The organism is Bradyrhizobium sp. USDA 327, assembly GCF_041262065.1.
Taxonomy (GTDB): domain Bacteria; phylum Pseudomonadota; class Alphaproteobacteria; order Rhizobiales; family Xanthobacteraceae; genus Bradyrhizobium; species Bradyrhizobium liaoningense.
The window spans coordinates 2,362,392-2,383,967 of sequence record NZ_JBGCCW010000001.1; the positions used below are offsets into that span (position 1 = coordinate 2,362,392).

17 protein-coding genes are annotated in these 21,576 nt (G+C 66.0%); 12 read left to right on the forward strand and 5 right to left on the reverse strand.

Features of this window, described 5'->3' with window-relative positions:
* Window positions 1–3 precede the first annotated feature (3 nt).
* The 7 genes from ABIA42_RS10655 (at window position 4) to ABIA42_RS10685 (ending at window position 7,787) form a co-directional block, all read left to right on the forward strand.
* The gene (locus ABIA42_RS10655) at window positions 4–1,149 is read left to right on the forward strand and encodes an isobutyryl-CoA dehydrogenase (RefSeq protein ID WP_370113755.1); all 1,146 of its coding nucleotides are present in this window, start codon (window positions 4–6) and stop codon (window positions 1,147–1,149) included.
* A complete protein-coding gene (locus ABIA42_RS10660; RefSeq protein ID WP_370113753.1) occupies window positions 1,146–2,213 on the forward strand; it encodes an enoyl-CoA hydratase/isomerase family protein in 1,068 nt (355 codons plus the stop codon). The genes ABIA42_RS10655 and ABIA42_RS10660 overlap by 4 nt, the downstream gene beginning before the upstream one ends.
* Window positions 2,213–3,130, forward strand: coding sequence for a 3-hydroxyisobutyrate dehydrogenase (gene mmsB, locus ABIA42_RS10665; RefSeq protein ID WP_370123547.1), 918 nt, complete (start codon window positions 2,213–2,215; stop codon window positions 3,128–3,130). The genes ABIA42_RS10660 and mmsB overlap by 1 nt, the downstream gene beginning before the upstream one ends.
* Window positions 3,130–4,848: an AMP-binding protein gene (locus ABIA42_RS10670; RefSeq protein ID WP_370113751.1), complete on the forward strand. Its 1,719-nt coding sequence runs from the start codon at window positions 3,130–3,132 to the stop codon at window positions 4,846–4,848. The genes mmsB and ABIA42_RS10670 overlap by 1 nt, the downstream gene beginning before the upstream one ends.
* A complete protein-coding gene (locus ABIA42_RS10675) occupies window positions 4,849–5,328 on the forward strand; it encodes a MaoC family dehydratase (RefSeq protein WP_370113749.1) in 480 nt (159 codons plus the stop codon).
* A 119-nt stretch (window positions 5,329–5,447) separates the two neighbouring features.
* A complete protein-coding gene (locus ABIA42_RS10680; protein WP_271529006.1) occupies window positions 5,448–6,365 on the forward strand; it encodes an SDR family NAD(P)-dependent oxidoreductase in 918 nt (305 codons plus the stop codon).
* A gap of 180 nt (window positions 6,366–6,545) precedes the next feature.
* Window positions 6,546–7,787, forward strand: coding sequence for an NAD(P)/FAD-dependent oxidoreductase (locus ABIA42_RS10685; protein ID WP_370113747.1), 1,242 nt, complete (start codon window positions 6,546–6,548; stop codon window positions 7,785–7,787).
* Window positions 7,788–7,888: 101 nt separating this feature from the next.
* Here ABIA42_RS10685 and ABIA42_RS10690 read toward each other — a convergent pair whose 3' ends face one another.
* The 3 genes from ABIA42_RS10690 to ABIA42_RS10700 all read right to left on the reverse strand — a co-directional run bounded on the left by ABIA42_RS10690 (window position 7,889) and on the right by ABIA42_RS10700 (window position 11,338).
* Entirely contained in the window at window positions 7,889–8,968 is a 1,080-nt protein-coding gene (locus ABIA42_RS10690) for a D-TA family PLP-dependent enzyme (RefSeq protein WP_370113746.1), read from the reverse strand.
* A 64-nt stretch (window positions 8,969–9,032) separates the two neighbouring features.
* Window positions 9,033–10,844, reverse strand: a complete 1,812-nt coding sequence (locus ABIA42_RS10695; RefSeq protein ID WP_370113744.1) for an ABC-F family ATP-binding cassette domain-containing protein — start codon at window positions 10,842–10,844, stop codon at window positions 9,033–9,035.
* Between the two features lie 2 nt (window positions 10,845–10,846).
* Window positions 10,847–11,338: a YaiI/YqxD family protein gene (locus tag ABIA42_RS10700; RefSeq protein WP_271529002.1), complete on the reverse strand. Its 492-nt coding sequence runs from the start codon at window positions 11,336–11,338 to the stop codon at window positions 10,847–10,849.
* A gap of 105 nt (window positions 11,339–11,443) precedes the next feature.
* Between ABIA42_RS10700 and ABIA42_RS10705 the strand changes: the two genes are divergently transcribed.
* A complete protein-coding gene (locus ABIA42_RS10705; RefSeq protein WP_370113742.1) occupies window positions 11,444–12,244 on the forward strand; it encodes a hypothetical protein in 801 nt (266 codons plus the stop codon).
* A gap of 135 nt (window positions 12,245–12,379) precedes the next feature.
* Here ABIA42_RS10705 and ABIA42_RS10710 read toward each other — a convergent pair whose 3' ends face one another.
* The gene (locus ABIA42_RS10710) at window positions 12,380–14,752 is read right to left on the reverse strand and encodes a xanthine dehydrogenase family protein molybdopterin-binding subunit (protein WP_370113740.1); all 2,373 of its coding nucleotides are present in this window, start codon (window positions 14,750–14,752) and stop codon (window positions 12,380–12,382) included.
* Between the two features lie 209 nt (window positions 14,753–14,961).
* Here ABIA42_RS10710 and ABIA42_RS10715 point away from each other — a divergent pair, with 209 nt between their 5' ends.
* Together ABIA42_RS10715 and ABIA42_RS10720 are read left to right on the forward strand one after the other, a co-directional pair.
* The gene (locus ABIA42_RS10715; RefSeq protein ID WP_370113738.1) at window positions 14,962–16,035 is read left to right on the forward strand and encodes a Ppx/GppA phosphatase family protein; all 1,074 of its coding nucleotides are present in this window, start codon (window positions 14,962–14,964) and stop codon (window positions 16,033–16,035) included.
* 1 nt (window position 16,036) lies between these two features.
* Window positions 16,037–16,717 (forward strand): RlmE family RNA methyltransferase, encoded by a 681-nt coding sequence (locus tag ABIA42_RS10720; protein WP_271528999.1) that lies wholly within the window; start codon window positions 16,037–16,039, stop codon window positions 16,715–16,717.
* A 207-nt stretch (window positions 16,718–16,924) separates the two neighbouring features.
* Here the strand turns inward: ABIA42_RS10720 and ABIA42_RS10725 are convergent, their stop codons facing one another.
* The gene (locus tag ABIA42_RS10725) at window positions 16,925–18,415 is read right to left on the reverse strand and encodes an MFS transporter (RefSeq protein ID WP_370113736.1); all 1,491 of its coding nucleotides are present in this window, start codon (window positions 18,413–18,415) and stop codon (window positions 16,925–16,927) included.
* 387 nt (window positions 18,416–18,802) lie between these two features.
* On the opposite strand from ABIA42_RS10725, the gene guaB reads away from it, so the two are divergent.
* Both guaB and ABIA42_RS10735 read left to right on the forward strand, forming a co-directional pair.
* Window positions 18,803–20,296 (forward strand): IMP dehydrogenase, encoded by a 1,494-nt coding sequence (gene guaB / locus ABIA42_RS10730; RefSeq protein ID WP_370113734.1) that lies wholly within the window; start codon window positions 18,803–18,805, stop codon window positions 20,294–20,296.
* A 170-nt stretch (window positions 20,297–20,466) separates the two neighbouring features.
* Window positions 20,467–21,489, forward strand: coding sequence for an NADP-dependent oxidoreductase (locus tag ABIA42_RS10735; protein ID WP_370113732.1), 1,023 nt, complete (start codon window positions 20,467–20,469; stop codon window positions 21,487–21,489).
* Window positions 21,490–21,576: the final 87 nt, after the last annotated feature.

The following is a 21,576-nucleotide window of genomic DNA, read 5'->3' on the forward strand; positions in this document are numbered from 1 at the left end:
GGGATGCAGTTCGCTCTGAACGAGGATCAGATCGCGGTTCGCGACATGGCGTTGGCGTTTGCGGCGGAAAAGATCGCGCCGCATGCGCTGCGCTGGGACGAGGAGAAGCACTTTCCCGTCGACGTCATGCGCGAGGCTGCCACGCTCGGCATGGGCGGCATCTATATCCGCGACGATGTCGGCGGTTCCGCCATGACGCGGTTCGACGCCGCGCTGATTTTTGAAGCGTTGGCGACGGGCTGCCCGACCACCTCGGCCTTCATTTCCATCCACAACATGGCGAGCTGGATGATCGATGCCTTCGGCAGCGACACCCAGCGCCACACATGGCTGCCAAAGCTCTGCACCATGGAGCTGATCGCGAGCTACTGCCTGACCGAGCCGGGCGCGGGCTCCGATGCGGCAGCGCTGCGCACCCGCGCGGTACGCGACGGCGACCACTATGTCCTCAACGGCCAGAAGCAATTCATCTCCGGCGCAGGCGGCACCGATCTCCTGGTCGCGATGGTCAGGACCAGCGGCGACGGCCCCGGCGGCATCTCAACCCTCGTCATCGACGGCAAGACGCCGGGCGTCTCCTTCGGTGCCAATGAGCGCAAGATGGGCTGGAACGCGCAGCCGACCCGCGCGGTGATGTTCGAGAACGCCCGTGTGCCGGTTGCCAATCGGCTCGGCGAGGAGGGCGTGGGTTTCAAGATCGCGATGGCCGGTCTCGACGGCGGCCGCCTCAACATCACGGCATGCTCGCTCGGTGGCGCGCAGACCGCGCTCGACAAGGCGCGCGCCTACATGAAGGAGCGCAAGGCGTTTGGAAAGCGCCTCGACGAATTCCAGGCGCTGCAATTCCGCCTCGCCGACATGGCGATCGAGCTTGAGGCCGCGCGCACCTTCCTGTGGCGTGCCGCGGCAGCGCTGGACCGCAAGGACCCCGACGCCACGATGCTGTGTGCGATGGCCAAGCGCTTCGGCACCGATGTCGGCTTCGAGGTCGCCAACCACGCGCTCCAGCTTCACGGCGGCTACGGCTACCTCAGCGAGTACGGCATCGAGAAGATCGTGCGCGACCTGCGCGTGCACCAGATCCTCGAAGGCACCAACGAAATCATGCGGCTCATCGTGGCGCGCAAGCTGATCGAGGGCGCGCGATGAGCTCGGCGGAGGAGGGCGATCTCATCGTTCGCCGCGAGGGCGCCGCGGGCGTGATCCGGCTCAACCGTCCGAAGGCGATCAACGCCATGACGTTGGAGATGTCCATCGGCATCGATGCGGCGCTGGACCGGTTCGAGACCGATCCCGAAGTCGGGTTGATCATCCTGGAAGGCGCCGGCGAGCGCGGCCTCTGCGCCGGCGGCGACATCCGCGGCCTCTGGGAGAGCTCGCGCGAGGGCGGCGATCTCGGCGCGCGGTTCTGGCGCCAGGAATACGTCATGAATGCGCGGATCGCGAAATTTCCGAAGCCCTATGTCGCGTTCATGGATGGCCTCGTCATGGGGGGCGGCGTCGGCCTCTCCGGCCATGCCAGCCACCGCGTCGTCACCGACCGCACCAAGCTCGCGATGCCCGAAGTCGGGCTCGGCTTCTTCCCTGATGTCGGCGGCACCTGGCTGCTGTCGCGCTCGCCCGGCGAGATCGGCACTTATTTCGGCCTGACCGGGCAGACGATGAACGGGCCGGACGCCATCCACGCCAAGTTCGCGGATGCCGTGGTGCCGGCAGCCAAATGGCCGGAGCTGCGCGAGGCGCTGACCAAGCTCCGTCAGGGCGCGACCGCAGCCGACGTCAGCAAGCTCATCAATGGCTTTGCGACGGGCGAGACGGCCGGGCCGGTGACCGCAAAGCAGGCGGCCATCGACGCTCTGTTCGGCTTCGACCGCATGGAGGACATCGTCGCGGCGCTGAAGCGTGACGGCTCCGAATTCGCACAGGCGACGCTGAAGACGCTCAACGAGAAATCGCCGCGCGGCATGGTGGTGACGCTGAAACTGCTGCGGCTCGCGCGCAAGGCGTCGAACCTGGAAGAGTGCCTGGTGCGCGAATACCGCGCCGCGCTGGAGGTCTTCCGCAGCGACGATTTCCGCGAGGGCGTGCGTGCCGCCGTGATCGACAAGGACCGCAATCCGGCCTGGTCGCCGCCGCGGATCGAGGATGTGACGCCGGAGATGCTTACGCCGTATCTCGCCGAGATCGGCGCCGACGAACTGAAGTTCAACTAATCAACGCTGCAGCGGAGGAAACGACAATGGCCACGATCGCATTCATCGGTCTCGGCAACATGGGCGGCCCGATGGCCGCCAATCTGGTCAAGGCCGGCCACAAGGTGGTGGCGTTCGACCTCGTCGAGGCCTCCCGCAATCAAGCCAAGGCTGACGGCGCCGGCATCGCCGACAGCGCCGCGGGCGCGGTGAAGGGCGCCGATATCGTCGTCACCATGCTCCCCGCAGGCAAGCACGTGCTCGGCGTCTGGAACGAGGTCGTTCCCGCCATGACCAGGGGCGCGCTGATCATTGACTCCTCCACCATCGACGTCGAAAGCGCACGGCAGGCGCATGCGCTGGCCGCCAAGCACGGCGTGCTCTCGGTCGATGCGCCGGTCTCCGGCGGGACCGGCGGCGCCAAGGGCGCGACGCTCACCTTCATGTGCGGCGGCGAGGAGAAGGCGTTCGCAGCCGCCAAGCCGGTCCTCGAAAACATGGGCAAGAAGATCGTGCATTGCGGCGGCGCCGGCGCCGGCCAGGCGGCCAAGATCTGCAATAACATGATCCTCGGCATTTCCATGATCGCGGTGAGCGAAGCGTTTGCGCTCGGCGAAAAGCTCGGGCTCTCGCACCAGGCGCTGTTCGACGTTGCTTCGACCTCGTCCGGCCAGTGCTGGTCGCTGACGACCTATTGCCCGGTGCCGGGCCCGGTGCCGACCTCGCCGGCGAACAACGACTACAAGCCGGGCTTCGCCTCGGCCCTGATGGTGAAGGATCTGACGCTGGCGCAGGACGCGGCGAAGGCTGCGGGCGCCGCCACGCCGCTCGGCAAGCATGCGCAGGAGATCTATCAGTCTTTCGACGCAGCCGGGCAGGGCGGGGTGGATTTTTCCGGAATTATCAAGCACGTTAGGAGTCTGGCCGGGAAAGCTTGATGACGACATTCCAGGAAGCGCGCGCGTTTCTGCTAAAGCACCGCACGGAATACGAGGCGGCGGTCAAAGGATTCCGCTGGCCCGATCCGGTTGCATTCAACTGGGCGCTCGACTGGTTCGACGCCGAGCTGGCGGCGAATGCGGACAGCAAGGATCGTCCCGCGCTCTGGATTGTCGATGCCGCACAGGACAAGCAGACAAAATTATCATTCGCGGCGCTCTCGAAGCGCTCCAACCAGGTCGCCAACTTCCTCCGCGCGCAGGGCCTCAAGCGCGGCGACCACCTTTTGCTGCTGCTCGGCAACGTGGTTCCGTTGTGGGAGACGATGCTGGCGGCGATGAAGCTGGGCGTCGTCGTGATTCCAGCGACGACACTGCTCACCGCCGACGAGCTGCGCGACCGGCTCGATCGCGGCAAGGCGAAGGCGGTCGTGGCCGCCGAGGATCAGGTCGCCAAATTCGCGAGCCTGGGCGCCGAGAACGTCGTTCGCATCGTGGTCGGCGCGGCTTCCAACGGCTGGCTCGCCTATGACGAGGCGGCCAAAATGCCGGAGGGCTTCACGCCGGATGGCCTGACCAACGCCGACGACCCGATGCTGCTCTATTTCACCTCGGGCACGACGGCAAAACCAAAGCTGGTGCGGCACAGCCAGCGCAGCTATCCGGTCGGCCATCTCTCGACCATGTACTGGATCGGACTGAAGCCCGGCGACATCCACCTCAACATCTCGTCGCCCGGCTGGGCCAAGCACGCCTGGAGCTGTTTCTTCGCGCCATGGAACGCGGGCGCGACCGTGTTCGTGGTCAACCAGCCGCGCTTCGATGCCAAGGCGCTGCTCACCACCATCGGCCGCTGCGGCGTCACCACGCTGTGTGCGCCGCCGACCGTTTGGCGGCTGTTCATTCAGGAGAACCTTGCATCGTTCAAGGTGGCCTTGCGCGAGGTCTGCGGCGCAGGCGAACCACTGAACCCTGAAGTGATCGATCAGGTGCGGGCCGCCTGGGGCCTCACCATCCGTGACGGATACGGCCAGACCGAAACCACGGCGCTCGCCGGCAACTCGCCGGGCCAGAAGATCAAGGTCGGCTCGATGGGCCGACCGCTGCCGGGCTATCGCGTCCAGATCAGCGACGCCGATGGGAACCCGGCGAAGGAAGGCGAGGTCGCGCTGGTGCTCGGGACCGAGCGCCCGGCCGGCCTGATGCAGGGCTATCAAAGTGATGACGGCAAACTGTCCGGCGCAGAGGGCGAGCTCTATCGCAGCGGCGATGTCGTGTTCGAAGACGACGAGGGCTATCTCACCTTCGTCGGCCGCTCCGACGACGTGTTCAAGTCGTCGGATTACCGCATCAGTCCGTTCGAGCTCGAGAGCGTACTGCTGGAGCATGAGCTGGTCGCGGAAGCCGCGGTGGTGCCGAGCCCGGATCCGATCCGGCTCGCCATTCCCAAGGCCTTCGTGCTGCTGACGTCGGGCGCGGAGCGTTCACCCGAGACAGCGTTCTCCATCTTCAAACATCTCCACACGCGCCTCGCGCCATTCAAGCGCATCCGTCGTCTCGAAATCGTCACCGAGCTGCCGAAGACGATCTCTGGAAAAATCCGTCGCGTCCAGCTACGACGGCTGGAACGCGACAATGATCGCGACGATCCGCTGCGCGGCCGGGAATTCCGCGAGGAGGATTTTCCGGAGCTGGCAAAGACACGGAGCGAGACCTAAGTGAACGAAGTCTGGAAGAAGCCGCCGATTACGCTTCAGGCCTATCAGGCCATGGTCGGCAAGGAGATCGGCGTGTCCTCGTGGCACCTGATCGACCAGCCCCGCATCGACACCTATGCTGACGTGATCGAGGATCACCAGTTCATCCACGTCGACCGTGAAAGAGCCAGGAAGGAAACCGCTTTCGGCGGCACCATCGCGCACGGCTTCCTGACGATGTCGCTGCTGTCGATCATGTCGTACGAGGTGATGCCCGTCATCGCAGGCACCACGATGGGGGTGAATTACGGCTTCGACAAATTGCGCTTCATCTCACCGGTCCGCTCGGGCAAGCGCGTCCGCGGCCGTTTCGTGCTGGCCGAGGCCAAGCTGCGCAAGCCCAACGAGTTGCAGTCCCGCACCAACGTCACGGTCGAGATCGAAGGCGAGGACAAGCCCGCGCTGGTCGCGGATTGGCTCGGCCTGATCTATTTCGCCTGATACCGCGTGTCGTTGCCGGGCTTGACCCGGCAACCCATCGCTGCTCAAAAGCTCTTCGATTTTGATGGATAGCCGGGTCAAGCCCGGCCGTCACGAACTAGCATCCAGGAAACGCAAACATGGCAATCAGGTTCGACGGACGCGTCGCCATCGTCACCGGCGCGGGCAATGGTCTCGGCAAGGCGCATGCGCTGGGATTGGCCAGCCGCGGCGCCAAGGTCGTGGTCAACGATTTCGGCGGCGCGCGTGACGGCAGCGGCGGCTCGCTATCACCGGCCGAAGCTGTGGTCGAGGAGATCCGCAAAGCCGGCGGCACCGCGATGGCCGACGGCGCGGACGTGTCGAATTTCGAACAGGTCACCGCCATGGTCGAGCGCGCCACCAAGGAGTGGGGCAGCGTCGATCTCCTGTGCGCCAATGCCGGCATTTTGCGCGACAAGTCGTTCGGCAAGATGGAGGTAGCCGATTTCCAGAAGGTGCTCGACGTGCACCTCGTCGGCACCTTCTATTGCTGCAAGGCGGCCTGGGCCGGCATGCGCGACCGCAATTACGGCCGCATCGTGCTGACGACGTCGTCGTCCGGCCTCTACGGTAATTTCGGCCAGGCCAATTACGGCGCGGCCAAGTCCGGCATGGTCGGCCTGATGAATGTGCTTGCGGAAGAGGGCCGCAAGAACAACATCCGCGTCAACATCATCTCGCCGACGGCGGCGACCCGCATGACCGAAGAGCTGCTGCCGCCACAGGCGCTGCAACTGATGAAGCCGAACGCGATCACGCCGGCGGTCGAGTATATGCTCAGCGAGGATGCGCCAACCCGCACCATCATGGGCGCCGGCGCCGGCTCCTTCGCCGTGATCAAGATTCTGGAGAGCGAAGGCATCAACCTGCCGGAGAGCGAGTGGACGCCCGATGCGGTCGCCGCGCATTTCGAAGAGATCAGCGACATGTCGAAGGCGAAAGCGCTGCAAGGCGCCTTCGAGCAGACGCAGAAATACGTCGCGCAGGCCGCGGCACGGGCGGGGATCAAGCTCTAGCCACGCCGTCATTCCCGGGCGATGCGAACGGCTGGCCCCGGAACGTACCTTCCGTCATGGCCGGGCTTGTCCCGGCCATCCACTTTCCTGGCACCACGCGCGTGGCTTTCGTGGATGGCCGGGACAAGCCCGGCCATGACGACCCGTTCCTTGGTGTCCAGCTTGGCCTAAACTCCCGCCATGACCTCATCTGAACCCCACGTCGCCATTGTCGGCGCCGGCCCCGCCGGGCTGATGGCGGCGGAGGTACTGGCGCAGGGCGGCGCCCGCGTCACCGTCTACGACGCCATGCCATCGGCAGGCCGCAAATTCCTGATGGCCGGCCGCGGCGGGCTCAATCTCACCCACAGCGAGCCGCTGCCGCAGTTCATGACGCGCTATCGCGAGGCGGCACCGAAGCTGCAAGCGGCGATCGAGGCGTTCCCGCCGGACGCGCTGCGCGCCTGGAGCGAGGCGCTGGGTGAGGCGACCTTCGTCGGCACCAGCGGGCGGGTGTTTCCGAAAGCGTTCAAGGCCTCGCCCTTGCTGCGCGCGTGGCTGCGGCGGCTCGATGCCGCCGGCGTGCGCTTTGCGTTTCGTCATCGCTGGATTGGCTGGGACGAGCACGGCCGATTGCTGTTTCGCACCAGCGGCGGCCAACGGTCGATCGAGGCCAGGGCAGTGGTGCTCGCGCTTGGCGGCGCAAGCTGGCCGCGGCTCGGATCGGACGGCGGCTGGACCGGTCTTCTCGCCGCAAGGGGCATTGCCGTCTCGAAGCTGCGGCCGGCCAATTCCGGCTTCACGGTCGCATGGTCCGATGTGTTCCGCGACCGTTTCGAGGGCCAGCCGCTCAAGGGCGTGGCGCTGACGATCGGCGCACACACGGTGCGCGGCGAAGCGATGATTACGCGTGGCGGCATCGAAGGCGGCGCGATCTACGCGCTGTCGGCCGAGCTGCGCGAGGCGGTGCTGGGTCTCGGGCAGGCGACGCTGATGATCGCGCTGCGGCCGGACCTTGCCGTCGCCGACCTGACAACGCGCCTGTCGGGCACGCGCGGCAAGCAATCGCTGGCGAACTTCCTGCGCAAGGCGACGCAATTGTCGCCGGTCGGTATCGGCCTGATGCAGGAGGCGCCCATCGCATCCGGCCGGCCTCTGGCGTCGTTCTCACCGGCCGAGCTCGCGCGCCTGATCAATGCCATTCCGGTTCGGCTCACCGGCGTCGCCCCGATCGATCGGGCGATCTCGACGGCAGGCGGAATCATTTTCGACGAGCTCGACGAACACTTCATGTTGCGCAAGCTGCCCGGCGTGTTCGCGGCCGGCGAGATGCTGGATTGGGAGGCGCCAACGGGCGGCTATCTGCTGCAGGCGTCCTTCGCGACCGGGGCTTCGGCGGGCAGGGGCGTGCTGGGCTGGCTCGCCCAACTGCAGAAATCGTAGGGTGGGCAAAGGCGCGAAGCGCCGTGCCCACCATCTTTCGCAGGCACGGCGAGAAAGTCGTGGGCACGCTTCGCTTTGCCCACCCTACGGCAGTGCGCTCCCTACCTCAACTTCCCCCGCGCGGCCACCGGCAGCGTGCCGATGATCTCCTCGCCGCGCACCATCACCACTTCGTCCATCATGTTGACGACGACGCAAACGTGGTTCGGCACGATGCGGACGACGTCGCCGACATTCGGCCGCGTGTTGCTGCGGGAGAGGTCGAGGAAGCCGTGCTCCTCGGCGAATTTCGCGATCTTGGCCTCGGGATGCTCCAGGATCAGGCCGTGGCCGTCGAGGCCGCCGGTATCTGACGTCAGCGTCTTAGAGCCGGCATCGAGGATGCCGCGCTCGGGCGCGGCGCGGCTCACGACGGTCGAATAGATGTGCAGGGCGCAATCGTCCCAGCTGGCGACACCGGCGGCGACTTGCATGCGATCGTTGTAGATATAGGTGCCGAAGCGATGCTCGGTGCCGCCCTTGAGCTTGCCGATATTGACGAGATTCGGCGTGCCGCCGGTCGAAACGATCTTGGCATCGAGCCCGTGAGCCCGCACGCCGGCCAGCGCCTCGTCATAAAACTTCTGTGCCTCCGCCCAGCCGGTCTCGGTCGGATACAGCATGAATCCCGCGAATTCGAGTCCCTTGGAGGCCGCGATCTCACGCGCCAGCGCAATCGCCTCGGCCGGCGTCTCGACACCCGCACGCTTGCGACCGGTGTCGCATTCGACGACGACCGAAAGCGGGCGGCCGGATGCTGCGGCTGCCTTGGGCAACCCGGCGACGACGGTCGAGTTATCGGCGGCCACCGTCATGTTTGCCTTCGCCTGCAGCGCGCCGAGCCGCGCCATCTTCTCTTCGCCGAGCAGGTTGTAGCTGATCAGGATGTCGTCGATGCCGGCATTGGCCATGATCTCGGCTTCGCCGAGCTTCTGGCAGGTGATGCCCTTGGCGCCGGCCGCGACCTGCATCCTGGCGATCGTCGGGTTCTTGTGCGTCTTGATGTGCGGACGGTTGGCGATGCCCGCGTCATCGCAGGCCTTCTGGATGCGCGCGATGTTGCGCTCGACCCTGTCCATGTCGATGACGGCGCAGGGCGTGCCGTATTCGCGGGCGATCTTGGCGGCGAGGGGCGTGGTCATGGAGGTCCTTCAGTTGGCGCGTATTCTGATCGCAAAACCGGTACCCACTTTTGCGGAATACGCGCTATGCCTGTTCAATCTCTTCGCGGAGCATTTCGAGTTCGAGCCAGCGCTCTTCGGCAGCAGACAATTCTTCATGCGCCTTGGCGATCGCGGCGGAGGTTTCGTCGAATTTCCTGCGATCCCTGGTGTAGAGATCGGGATCGTCGAGCACGCGCTGCAATCTTGCAATATCTGCCTGCAACGTCTCCATCTTCTTCGGCAGCGTTTCCAGCGCGTGTTTCTCGTTGAAGCTCAGCTTCCGCTTGGGCGCCGATGAGGCAGCAGTAGGCCGCTCCTCTTTCTTCTCCGCCGGGGCTTGCGCCTTCGCCGCCTCACGCTTGAGGTCGGCGCCGCGCTGCGCCAGCATGTCGCTGTAGCCGCCGGCATATTCGACCCACTTGCCGTTGCCCTCAGGCGCGATCACGGAGGTGACGACGCGGTCGAGAAAATCGCGGTCGTGGCTGATCAGGATCACCGTGCCTTCGTAGTCGCCGAGCATCTCCTCGAGCACGTCGAGCGTCTCGAGATCGAGATCGTTGGTCGGCTCGTCCAGCACCAGGAGGTTCGACGGCTTTGCCAGCGCGCGCGCCAGCATCAGCCGGCCGCGTTCGCCGCCCGAGAGCACTTCGAGCGGCGTGCCGCGCTGCTCCTGCGCGAACAGAAAGTCCTTCATGTAGCCGACGACATGCTTCGGCTTGCCGCCCACCATGATTTGGTCGCCGCGGCCACCGGTCAGCGCTTCCGCCAGCGTCGACTTGGGATCGAGGCTTTCGCGGTGCTGGTCGAGCGTCGCCATCTCCAGATTGGCACCCAACCGCACCGTACCGGAATCAGGTTGCATGCCGCCGGTGAGCAGGTTGACCAGCGTGGTCTTGCCGGCGCCGTTCGGGCCGATGATGCCGAGCCGGTCGCCACGCTGGATGCGGGTGGAAAAGTTCTCGACGATCTTGCGCTCGCCATAGGCCTTGGTGATGGATTTCGCCTCGATCACCAGCTTGCCGGATTGCTCGGCTTCAGCCGCCGCCAGATTGGCGCTGCCGGCGGTGCCGCGATAGTTGCGGCGCTGGTCGCGTAGCGCATGCAGATTGGCGAGCCGCTTGACGTTGCGCTTGCGCCGGCCGGAGACGCCGTGGCGCAGCCAGTGCTCCTCGTCGACGATCTTGCGGTCGAGCTTGTGCTGGTCGCGCTCTTCTTCCGCCAGCACTTCGTCGCGCCAGCTCTCGAACGAGGCAAAGCCGCGGTCGATCTGCTTGATCCTGCCGCGGTCGAGCCAGGCGGTGGAGCGCGAGAGATTGCTGAGAAAGCGGCGGTCGTGGCTGATGATCACCAGCGCGCTGCGGCGGCTGTCGAGCTCCTTTTCCAGCCATTCGATGGTGGAGAGATCGAGATGGTTGGTCGGCTCGTCCAGCAGCAGGATGTCGGGCGAGGGCGCAAGCACATACGCCAGCGCCGCGCGGCGGGCCTCGCCGCCGGAGAGATTGTGCGGGTTCTCGTTGCCGGTCAGCCCGAGCTGCTCCAGCAGATAGCGCGCCTGGTAAGGATCGTCGCCGGGGGCAAGGCCGGACTCGACATAGGCGAGCGTGGTCTTGTGCTCGCCAAAGTCGGGCTCCTGCGGCAGGTAACGAACCGTGGCGCCCGGCTGCACGAAGCGCGTGCCGGAGTCGGGCTCGACGAGGCCGGCCGCGATCTTGAGCAGCGTCGACTTGCCTGAGCCGTTGCGGCCGATCAGGCAGACGCGCTCGGATGGCGCGACGTTGAGCTCCACGCCTGACAGCAGCGGCGTGCCGCCGAAGGTCAGCCTGATGTCTTTCAACTGGATCAGCGGCGGCGCCATGGTCAGCCCTGACTCGTGGCGGCCGCATCCGTGCGGCGGCGCTGGATCCGGCGCAGCGTCTGGTCGAGCGCCGAGAGGAAGGCGGAGCGGTCGCGCGGCGCGAACGATCGCGGTCCGCCGGTGACTTCGCCGGCCGATCGCAGGTCAGTCATCAGATTGCGCACCGCCAGTGTCATCCCGATCGATTCTTCCGTGAAGGGCTTTCCATTCGGCGCGATCACGTCGGCACCCGCCTTCACGCAGCGACTCGCCAGCGGAATGTCCGATGTCACGACGACGTCGCCGGGCCTGGCGCGCTCCGCGATCCAGTCGTCCGCAGCGTCCATGCCGGCACCTGCGGCGATGCGCTCGATCAACGGGTCCTGCGGCACGCGAATGAAATTGCCGGCGACGACGCTCACGGGAACGCCGTGCCGGAGCGCGACACGGTAGATCTCGTCCTTCACCGGACAGGCGTCGGCGTCGACATAGATGCGGGTGGGGGTGTCAGTCATTCGCCGCGTGGTACTCCATTCGGGCCCCAAAGGCGAGGGGATTGACCCCGGTTCCTCAGGCCCTACGATCGCTCCTGAACAACAAGAAAACAGGGAAGATGCCCCATGCCGAACCGTCTCGAGACCTACCGCGTCGAGGCCTACAACACCGCCAAGCAGTCCGAAAACAAGATGCATGACGACACCGTGGCACGCCGCTTCGGCTTTTCCGGCGGACTGGTCCCCGGCGTCGATGTGTTCGCCTACATGATGCACGTGCCGATCGCGCGCTGGGGTCGCGATTTTCTGTCGCGCGGGGTGGTCGAGGCCCGCTTCATCAAGCCGGTCTATGACGGCGAGACCGCCGATGTCGATGCCACCGAGCACAACGGCCTGCTCACGATCGAGGTGTTCAGCCGCACCGAGCTTTGCGCCACGGGGACGGCCTCGCTGCCGGCGAAGGCGCCTGTCGTGTCATTGAGCGACTATGTCGAGGTCCCCGCGGTTGCCGAGCGAAAGCCGGTCAGCCCGGCGACCTTCGAGACCGGAAAATGGCTGGGCACAGTGCCGCGCCGATGGGTGGGGCAAGATGCGGTCGACTATCTTGCCGACATCAGGGAGGCCGATCCGATCTTCGCGCGTGAGGGGCTTGGCCATCCCGGCCTGATCCAGCGTGTCATGAACCGCGTCCTCGTCGACAACACCATTCTGGGGCCCTGGATTCATGTCGGCAGCCGCATGCAGCTGCTGTCCGCCGCACGCGCTGGCGACGAGATCACGGCGCGGGCGAAGGTCACCGCCAACTACGAGAAGAAAGGCCATCGCTTCGTCGAGCTCGACGCCCTCGTCGTCGCCAATGGCACGACGCCACTGGCGCACTGCCAGCACATAGCGATCTACCAGCCGCGAGAGCAGGCGGCGGCGTAGGAAAGGCGCACATCGTCACCACGTCGTCATGGCCGGGCTTGTCCCGGGCATCCACGTTCTTGGTACGCAATGGCATGGATGGCCGGGTCAAGCCCGGCCATGACGGCGGAGAGTGTGTGTGGGCTCTTGCGCCCTTTACGCCGCCTTGGCTTTCGCCTCCTGGATCGCCTGCCACACGCGCTCCGGGGTCAGCGGCATGTCGATGTGCTTGATGCCGTACTCGGAGAGAGCATCGATCACCGCGTTCACCACGGTCGACAGGCTGCCGGCGCAGCCGGCTTCGCCGCAGCCCTTGCTGCCGAGCGGATTGGTCGTGGCCGGCACCGGGTGGTCGCCGACCGCCATGTTCGGCACGTCCTCGGCGCGGGGCAGGGCGTAGTCCATCAGCGAGCCCGTGATCGGCTGGCCGCTCTCGTCGTAGCGGACGTGCTCCATCAGCGCCTGGCCGATGCCCTGGACCACGCCGCCGTGGAGCTGGCCCGCGACCAGCATCGGGTTGATCACCGTGCCGAAATCGTTCACCGCGCTATAGCGCACGATCTGCACCACGCCGGTCTCGGGATCGATCTCGACCTCGGCGACATGGCAGCCGTTCGGGAAGGCTGACGGCACCGGCTCGCTGGTGTGGTCGACGTCGAGCGAGTCAGGCACACCCTCCGGCACCTTGCCGTCGTGCAGCTTCTTGGCCAGCTCCATGATGTCGATGCTGCGGTCGGTGCCGGCGATGGTGAAGCTGCCATCGGCGAACTCGATGTCGGCTTCGGAGGCCTCCAGCATATGCGCGGCGGCGCGCTTGCCTTTCTCGATCACGAGCTTGGCGGCGCCCACGATCGCCATGCCGCTCGCGGTGATGGAGCGCGAGCCGCCAGTGCCGTTGCCGGTGTGGACGATGTCACTGTCGCCCTGCACGAGCTTGACGCTCTCGAAGGGGACGCCCAGCTGCTGGCACAGCACTTGCGCGAACGGCGTCGCATGACCCTGCCCGTAGTCGAGCGTGCCGGTGATGAGCTGCACGGTGCCGTCTGGATCGAACACGATCTTGCCGAGCTCGGGGCTCGGCGGCGCGGTGACCTCGAGATAGGAGCCGACCGCGATGCCGCGCAGCTTGCCGGCCTTCTTGCTCTCCTTCTTGCGCTTGGCGAAATTCTCGTGGTCGGAAATCTCGAGCGCCTTGTTGAACACGGCCTGGAAGTCGCCGCTGTCATAGGTGACGCCGGAGGAGGCCGGGAACGGAATCTGGTTCGGCCTGATGAAGTTGCGCCTGCGCAAGGTCAGCCGGTCGATGCCCATCTCGTCGGCGGCGCGGTCGATCAGCCGCTCCATGTAGTAGTTCGCCTCGGGCCGGCCGGCGCCGCGATAGGCGCCCATCAACGTGGTGTTGGTCAGCACCGTCTTGATGTCGACCGCCATCAGCGGCGTGCGATAGACGCTGGAGAAATTCTTGCCGGTGTTGAGCGAGAGCGGCCCCGGCGCGACGCCGGTGATGTAGGCGCCGAGATTGCCGTAACCGGAAAGCTTCGCCGCGAGGAAATGCCCCTCGGCATCGAGCGCGAGCTCGGCATGGATCCTTTGCGCGCGGCCGTGGCTGTCGGAGAGGAAGCTGGTGGAGCGCTCATCAAGCCACTTCACCGGACGTCCCAGCGCCTTGGCCGCATACAGGATGCACATGTATTCGGGATAGTTGATGTTCTTCATGCCGAAGGAACCGCCGACATTGGCGGTGAGGATGCGCACCTTGTCGTTCGGCACGTTGAGGTTCTTGGCGAGATTGGCGCGGTTGCCGGCCACGCCTTGCGTCGGCACCTGAAGCGTGTAGCGCTCAGTCTTCTTGTCGTAGGAGGCAAGGCCAACACGCGGCTCCATCGAGACCACGGCGACGCGGGTGTTCTCGATGTCGAGCTTTGTGACATGGGCCGCGCTGGCAAAGGCCGCGTTGACCTTGTCCATGTCGCCATAATGGTAGTCGAGCGCGACGTTATCAGGGATGTGGTCGTAAAGCTGCGGCGCGCCGGGCTTGGCGGCTTCCTCGGGATCGGTCACCGCGGGCAGCGGCTCGATGTCGAGCTCGACCGCCTCGGCGGCGTCGCGCGCCTGCGCCAGTGTCTCCGCGACCACGAAGGCGACGGGATCGCCGACGAAGCGGACCTTGTCGGTCGCGAGCGGCTGGCGGTTGGTCTGGAGCAGGGGCGAGCCGTCACGGCTCTTCAGCGGCAGGCCGCAGGTGAAGGGGCCATAGCCGGCGGCATCGAGATCCTTGCCGGTCCACACCCCCAGCACACCCGGCATCGCCTTGGCGGCCTCGCTGTTGATGCCGCGGATGATGCCATGGGCATGGGTGGAGCGGACGATCACGGCGTAGGCCTGGCCGGGCAGGTTGAAATCGTCGGTGTAGCGGCCCTTGCCGCGTACCAGCGTGTCGTCCTCCTTGCGGCGGACCGGTTGCCCGACGCCATATTTTTGCAGTGCAATAGCGTTCTCGAGCGTGGACGATTTGGTGTGTTCTTGCATGGAATTGACCTGAAAAGCCGGCATTTGCGCATTTTCGCGGCAGCGGGGGACCGGACTTTCCTCAGATAACCCACCACCCCGTTCACGACAACGCACGAATGGGCATGGTCCCATGTGATGCGTTGTTGCGCAGGCCTGCCGCGCTGCTAATGTTTCAGGCGAAAAATCAATTCCAGACCGGCCCGACCGGCCGCGGAAAGACAGTTTGTATGAATGACCACACGCGGCTCCGCGACGGCCATGGGCCGCACGGCGAGCTGGAGGGGTCGATGGCGGCAGTGGCGTTGGCCGCTGATCCGGCCGTTGGCGCGCGAGCGCCGGGAACCGGCGTCTATGCGGCGCTGGACCTCGGCACCAACAATTGCAGGCTGCTGATCGCCTGTCCGACCCACGACGGTTTTCGCGTGGTCGATTCCTTCTCGCGCATCATCCGGCTCGGCGAGGGCGTCTCCGCGACCGGGTGCATCAGCGAGGCCGCGATCGAGCGCGCCATCGCGGCGCTCAGCATTTGCCGCGACAAGATCAATCTGCGGAAGGCGCGGCGGCTGCGGCTGATCGCGACCGAAGCCTGCCGCGCCGCCTCGAACGCGGAAGGCTTTCGGAGCCGCGTCGCGGCCGAGACCGGCATCGAGCTCGAGGTGATCGACCGCGAGACCGAGGCCTCGCTCGCCGTGCTCGGCTGCTCGCCGCTGGTCGACCCCAGAGGTCGCGGCGCGATCCTGTTCGACATCGGCGGCGGCTCGACCGAGCTGGTGCGCATCGAGCGCGATCCCGCAAATCCGCAGCCGCGCATCAAGGCCTGGATGTCGATCCCGTACGGTGTGGTCACGCTCGCCGAGCAGTTCGGTGGCCGCGACGTGACGCCCGCGATCTATGCCGCGATGGAGCGCGAGGTCGCAAACCATGTCGCCCCGTTCGCGGAGGAGCACGGTCGCGATCTCACCGACATGCACCTGCTCGGCACGTCCGGCACGGTGACGACGCTCGCCGGCATCCATCTCAACCTGCCGCGCTACGACCGCCGCCGTATCGACAGCATCTGGATGAACGATACGGACATCACCGCGACCATCAGCAGGCTGCTCGGCATGAGCTACGAGGAGCGCGCGAACAACAGCTGCATCAGTGTCGAGCGCGCCGACCTCGTGCTGGCCGGCTGCGCCATCCTCGATGCCATCCGCCGCGCCTTTCCGCTGCCGCGCCTGCGCGTCGCCGACCGGGGGCTGCGCGAGGGCATGCTGGTCGAGATGATGCGCGAGGACGGCGCGCTCAGGAGCTGGTGAGATGGCGAAAGACACCACCGGCCGCTTGCACGTCCAGGTCAAGACCGGCGGCAAGCGCAAATTGTCGTCCAAGCTCTGGCTGGAGCGGCAGCTCAACGATCCCTATGTCGCGAAGGCCAAGGCGGCAGGTTATCGCTCGCGCGCGGCGTTCAAGCTTTTGGAGATCGATGACAAGTATCGGCTGTTGAAACCCGGCATGGCCGTGGTCGACCTCGGCGCCGCGCCCGGCGGCTGGAGCCAGATCGCCGCCAAGCGCGTCGGCTCGGCGGAAGGCAAGGGTAGGGTCGTCGCGATCGACCTGCTGGAGATGCCCGAGATCCCCGGCGTCGATTTCGCGCAGCTCGACTTCATGGACAATGACGCGCCGGAAAAGCTCACCGCGATGCTCGGCGGCAAGGCGGACGTCGTGATGTCCGACATGGCCGCCAACACCACCGGCCACCGCAAGACCGACCAGCTCCGCATCGTCGGCCTGGTCGAGACAGCCGCTGCGTTTGCCTGCGACGTGCTCAAGCCCGGCGGCACGTTCCTCGCCAAGACGTTCCAGAGCGGCGCCGACGCCGAGCTGCTGGCCCAGCTCAAGCGCGACTTTGCGACGGTGCGCCATGTGAAACCGGCTGCGAGCCGGCAGGATTCCTCGGAGCGCTACGTGCTGGCGACGGGATTTCGGGCCGGGACCTGAGCCAATCTCGATGTCGTCCCGGGCAAGCGTAACTCCATGCAACGCGAAGCGTTGCCTGGAGCGGAGCGCCGATCCGGGACCCATACCCACAGGGAGGAGTTTGGCGAAAACTCGGAGTGGGAGCCTCGCACTTCGACTCCTTCCTGTGGTTATGGGTCCCTGCGTTCGCAGGGACGACACTGAATGCGTGGGGTCATTCGTCGCCAATCACCCCAGCCGCTGGTCCCGAACGTCCTGCGTATCCTCGCTCGCCGCCTTGACGGCGGCTTTCGCCGCGCCTTTACCGGCGCCCTTGCGGCTCGCGATCTCCACGGCCTTGCGGCCGGAGATCTCGTTGCCGGCGTCGGCGGGCATCTGCCAGAAGAACCAGCTCGATGCCGCGGAGGTCAGCGCCACCACGACGAAGGCCGGCGCGAATACGGTGGCGTTGAGCTCGCTGACATGGCTGAACCACATCGTGGTCTCGACACAGGCCGCGCCGACGGCGACGCCGGCCGAGACCGCGAGCTGCTGGTTGACGCTGACGAGGGTGGTGGCACGGCTCATCTGCGCGGTCTCGACCTCGGCATAGGCGACCGTGTTGATCGCGGTGAACTCCAGCGAGCGGAAGAAGCCGCCGACCACCAGGATGACCATGATGATCAGCAGCGGCGTCGACAGCGTGAACAGCGCGCAGACGCCGAGGAAGAACGCGCTGACGATCGCGTTCACCGTCATCAGATTGCGGAAGCCGAAGGTGCGGATGATGCGCGCGGCCAGCGTCTTCATGCCCATCGCGCCGAGCGAGGAGGCGAAGGTGACGAGGCCGGAATGGAACGGCGTCAGCCCGAAGCCGATCTGCATCAGGAGCGGCAGCAGGAACGGCAGCGCGCCGATGCCGAGGCGGAACAGGAAGCCGCCGAACACGGCCGCGCGCAGCGTCGGCAGCTTCAGAAGCGAGAAATCCAGCACCGGCGATCCCGTGCGCCGGGCATGGATGACGTAGAGCGTCATCGAGATCGCACCGCCCGCGATCAAGGCGGCAACGGTGCTCCACGGCAGCAGATTGAGGCCGGCAACCGACAGGCCGAAGGCGATGCCTGCGAGTCCCAGCCCAGCGAGCACCATGCCGTAGAGATCGAACGGCTCGCGTTCCTCGCTCTTGATCGGATCGATGAAGCGCAAGGCCATGAAGATGCCGAGCAGCCCGATCGGGATGTTGATCAGGAAGATCCAGTGCCAGGACGCGTAGGTGGTGATGAAGCCGCCGAGCGGCGGGCCGATCACGGGGCCTATGAGGGCAGGGACCGTCACCCAGGCCATGGCATTGACCAGCGCACTCTTGTCGACCGAGCGCAACAGCACGAGGCGTCCGACCGGCGTCATCATCGCGCCGCCCATGCCTTGCAGGATGCGCGCGAAGACGAAGTCGGTGACCGAGGTCGAGAGCGCGCAGCCGACCGAGCCGACCATGAACACCCCGACCGCGATCGCGAACACCATGCGCGCGCCGAACCGGTCGGCGGTCCAGCCGCTCGCCGGAATGAACACCGCCAGCGACAGCAGATAGGAGGTGATCGCGAGCTTCAGCGTCAGCGGGCTGGTGCCGATGTCGGCCGCGATCGCCGGCAGCGAGGTGGCGATCACCGTCGAGTCCATGTTCTCCATGAAGAGAGCAGTGGCCACGATCAGCGGAATGACGCGTTGCTTGTCGACCATGACGGATTGGTAATGAAATCGGGAGAAAGGACGGAGTTGCGGCTTATCATCGCCGTCCCCTCAGGACCATTCGGATCGGCGCATGGCACCCAGATCGGCCGTAACAACGGTGTGACCCGCGGCCTCCCGTCCGTCGTCATTCCCGGGCGCGCCTCCTGGCGCGAGACGGCGGATGCCCGCCGCCGGGCGATCCCCCCGAATTGACTTAAAAATCCCTGTGCATGGCTGGCCAGCGGCCCGAATTGCTTTGATTCGTCACGCGGCCGTGCTATCGACCCGCGTCAACCCCACCGATGGGCTCCGATTCTCCGGCGATGCCGCAAGGTACGCCGAGGGCGGCGCTCATCCATAAGCATTTGCGGCAGGGCCGCAGGAAGGAGTTGGCAGATGGCCACGGTGCAACTTCAAGGCATCCGCGAAGCCCTTACGTTCGACGACGTGCTGTTGAAGCCGGGCCTGTCCGACGTCATGCCGGGCGAGGTCGACATCCGTTCCCGCGTCACCCGCGCCATTCCGCTCAATATTCCGATCATGGCCTCCGCCATGGACACGGTCACCGAGGCCCGCATGGCGATCGCCATGGCGCAGGCCGGCGGTCTCGGCGTCATCCACCGCAATTTCGATCCCGAAGGGCAGGCTGCCCAGGTGCGGCAGGTCAAGCGCTACGAGTCCGGCATGGTGGTGAACCCGCTCACCATCAGCCCCGAGGCCACGCTCGACGACGCGCTGAAGCTGATGAGCGATCACGGCATCTCCGGCATTCCCGTCGTCACCGGTGCGGGCAAGTCCACGCCCGGCAAGCTGGTCGGCATTCTCACCAACCGTGACGTGCGGTTTGCGACCAATCGCCAGCAAAGAATCTCCGAGCTGATGACGCACGAAAACCTCGTCACGGTCCGTGAGAATGTCAGCCAGGACGAGGCGCGGCGGATGCTGCACCAGCACCGCATCGAGAAGCTGCTCGTCGTCGACGAGCAATATCGCTGCGTCGGTCTCATCACCGTGAAGGACATGGAGAAGGCGGTCGCCCATCCGCTCGCCTGCAAGGACGCGCAAGGGCGCCTGCGCGTCGCTGCGGCTACCACCGTCGGCGATACCGGCTTCGAGCGCACCGAGCGCCTGATCGATGCCGGCGTCGACCTCGTCGTCGTCGACACCGCGCATGGCCATTCCCGTCACGTGCTGCACGCAGTGAACCGCATCAAGCGCCTGTCCAACTCGGTGCAGGTCGTCGCCGGCAATGTCGCCACCACCGAAGGCGCGCAGGCGCTGATCGACGCAGGCGCGGATTGCATCAAGGTCGGCATCGGCCCGGGCTCGATCTGCACCACCCGCATCGTCGCCGGCGTCGGCGTGCCCCAGCTCACCGCGATCATGGATGCGGTGGAAGCGGCGAAGAAGTCCGACATCCCGGTCATCGCCGACGGCGGCATCAAATACTCCGGCGACCTTGCCAAAGCGCTTGCCGCCGGTGCCGACATCGCCATGGTGGGCTCGCTGCTCGCCGGCACCGACGAGACGCCCGGGGAAGTGTTCTTGTGGCAGGGCCGTTCCTACAAGGCCTATCGCGGCATGGGCTCGGTCGGTGCGATGGCGCGCGGATCGGCCGACCGCTATTTCCAGCAGGACATCAAGGACACGCTCAAGCTCGTGCCCGAAGGCATCGAGGGCCAGGTGCCCTACAAGGGTGCGGTCGGCCACGTCATGCACCAGCTTGCCGGCGGCCTGCGCGCTGCGATGGGCTATGTCGGGGCACGCGACATGAAGGAGCTGCACGAGAAGGCCCAGTTCGTCCGCATCACCGGCGCCGGCCTGCGCGAAAGCCACGTCCACGACGTGACGATTACGCGCGAGAGCCCGAACTATCCGGGCGGGGGTTAGTTCTCGGTCTCGTGCCCCGGACGCAGCGCAGCACCTCTTCGGTGATGCGCCGCAGAGCCGGGACACGAGAGTCGCGTGGCTCGGCGACCGTCCATGCCATCGCTTTTGTATTGACGCGCTTCGCTCCCTCCGCTTCCGTTCGCGCCGAAGCAAATTTGGAGGAAGCCATCATGTCCCAAGGCAAACGCATCGTTCTCGCCGCGCGTCCGGTCGGCGAACCCAGGCCGTCTGATTTTCGCCTGGAGGAATTTGCCGTTCCGACACCCGGACCGGGTGAAGTCCTGCTGCGCACGATCTGGCTGTCGCTCGATCCCTATATGCGCGGGCGCATGAGCGAGGGGCCGTCCTACGCAGCACCAGTGCCGATCGGCGGGGTGATGGAAGGCGAGGCGGTCAGCGAGGTCGCGGCCTCCAACAATCCCGATTTCGCGGTCGGCGACATCGTGCGCATCCGCTCCGGTTGGCAGACGCATGCGATTTCGAACGGCAAGGGCCTGATCAAGGTCGATCCCAAGCTCGGGCCGATCTCGACCTCGATCGGCGTGCTCGGCATGCCGGGCATGACGGCCTACACCGGCCTGCTCGACATCGGCAAGCCGCAACCCGGCGAGACCGTCGTCGTTGCCGGTGCCTCTGGCGCGGTCGGCTCGGCCGTCGGCCAGATCGCCAGGATCAAGGGCGCACGCGCGGTCGGCATCGCCGGCGGCAAGGACAAGTGCGACTACGTGGTCAAGGAGCTCGGCTTCGATGCCTGTATCGATCACCGCGATCCCGATCTCGCCGCCAGGCTCAAGGAGGCCTGCCCGAAGGGGATCGACGTCTATTTCGAGAATGTCGGCGGCGCCGTGTTCGAAGCTGTGTTCCCGCTGCTCAATCCATTCGCGCGCGTGCCCGTCTGCGGCCTGATCGCCCATTACAACGACACCGAGGCCAAGCCGCCGAAATGGGCCGGCGCGATGATGCGCAACATCCTCACCAAGCGGCTGACCTTCCGCGGCTTCATCGTTTCCGACTTCGCCGCACGCCATGGCGACTTCCTGCGGGACATGTCCGCCTGGGTTCGCGACGGCAAGGTCAAGTACAAGGAATTCGTCACCGAGGGCCTGGAGAGTGCGCCCGGCGCCTTCATGGGCCTCCTGAAGGGCGCCAATTTCGGCAAGCAGCTGGTGCGGGTGGGACCGGACAAGGCCTGAGCCGCCGCTTCCGGCCCCCGTAGGGGGCGGGAATGGTTAAGAAAGAGTCACCGATCGGCCACACCTGCTGGCAAAAGCCGCAGGTGT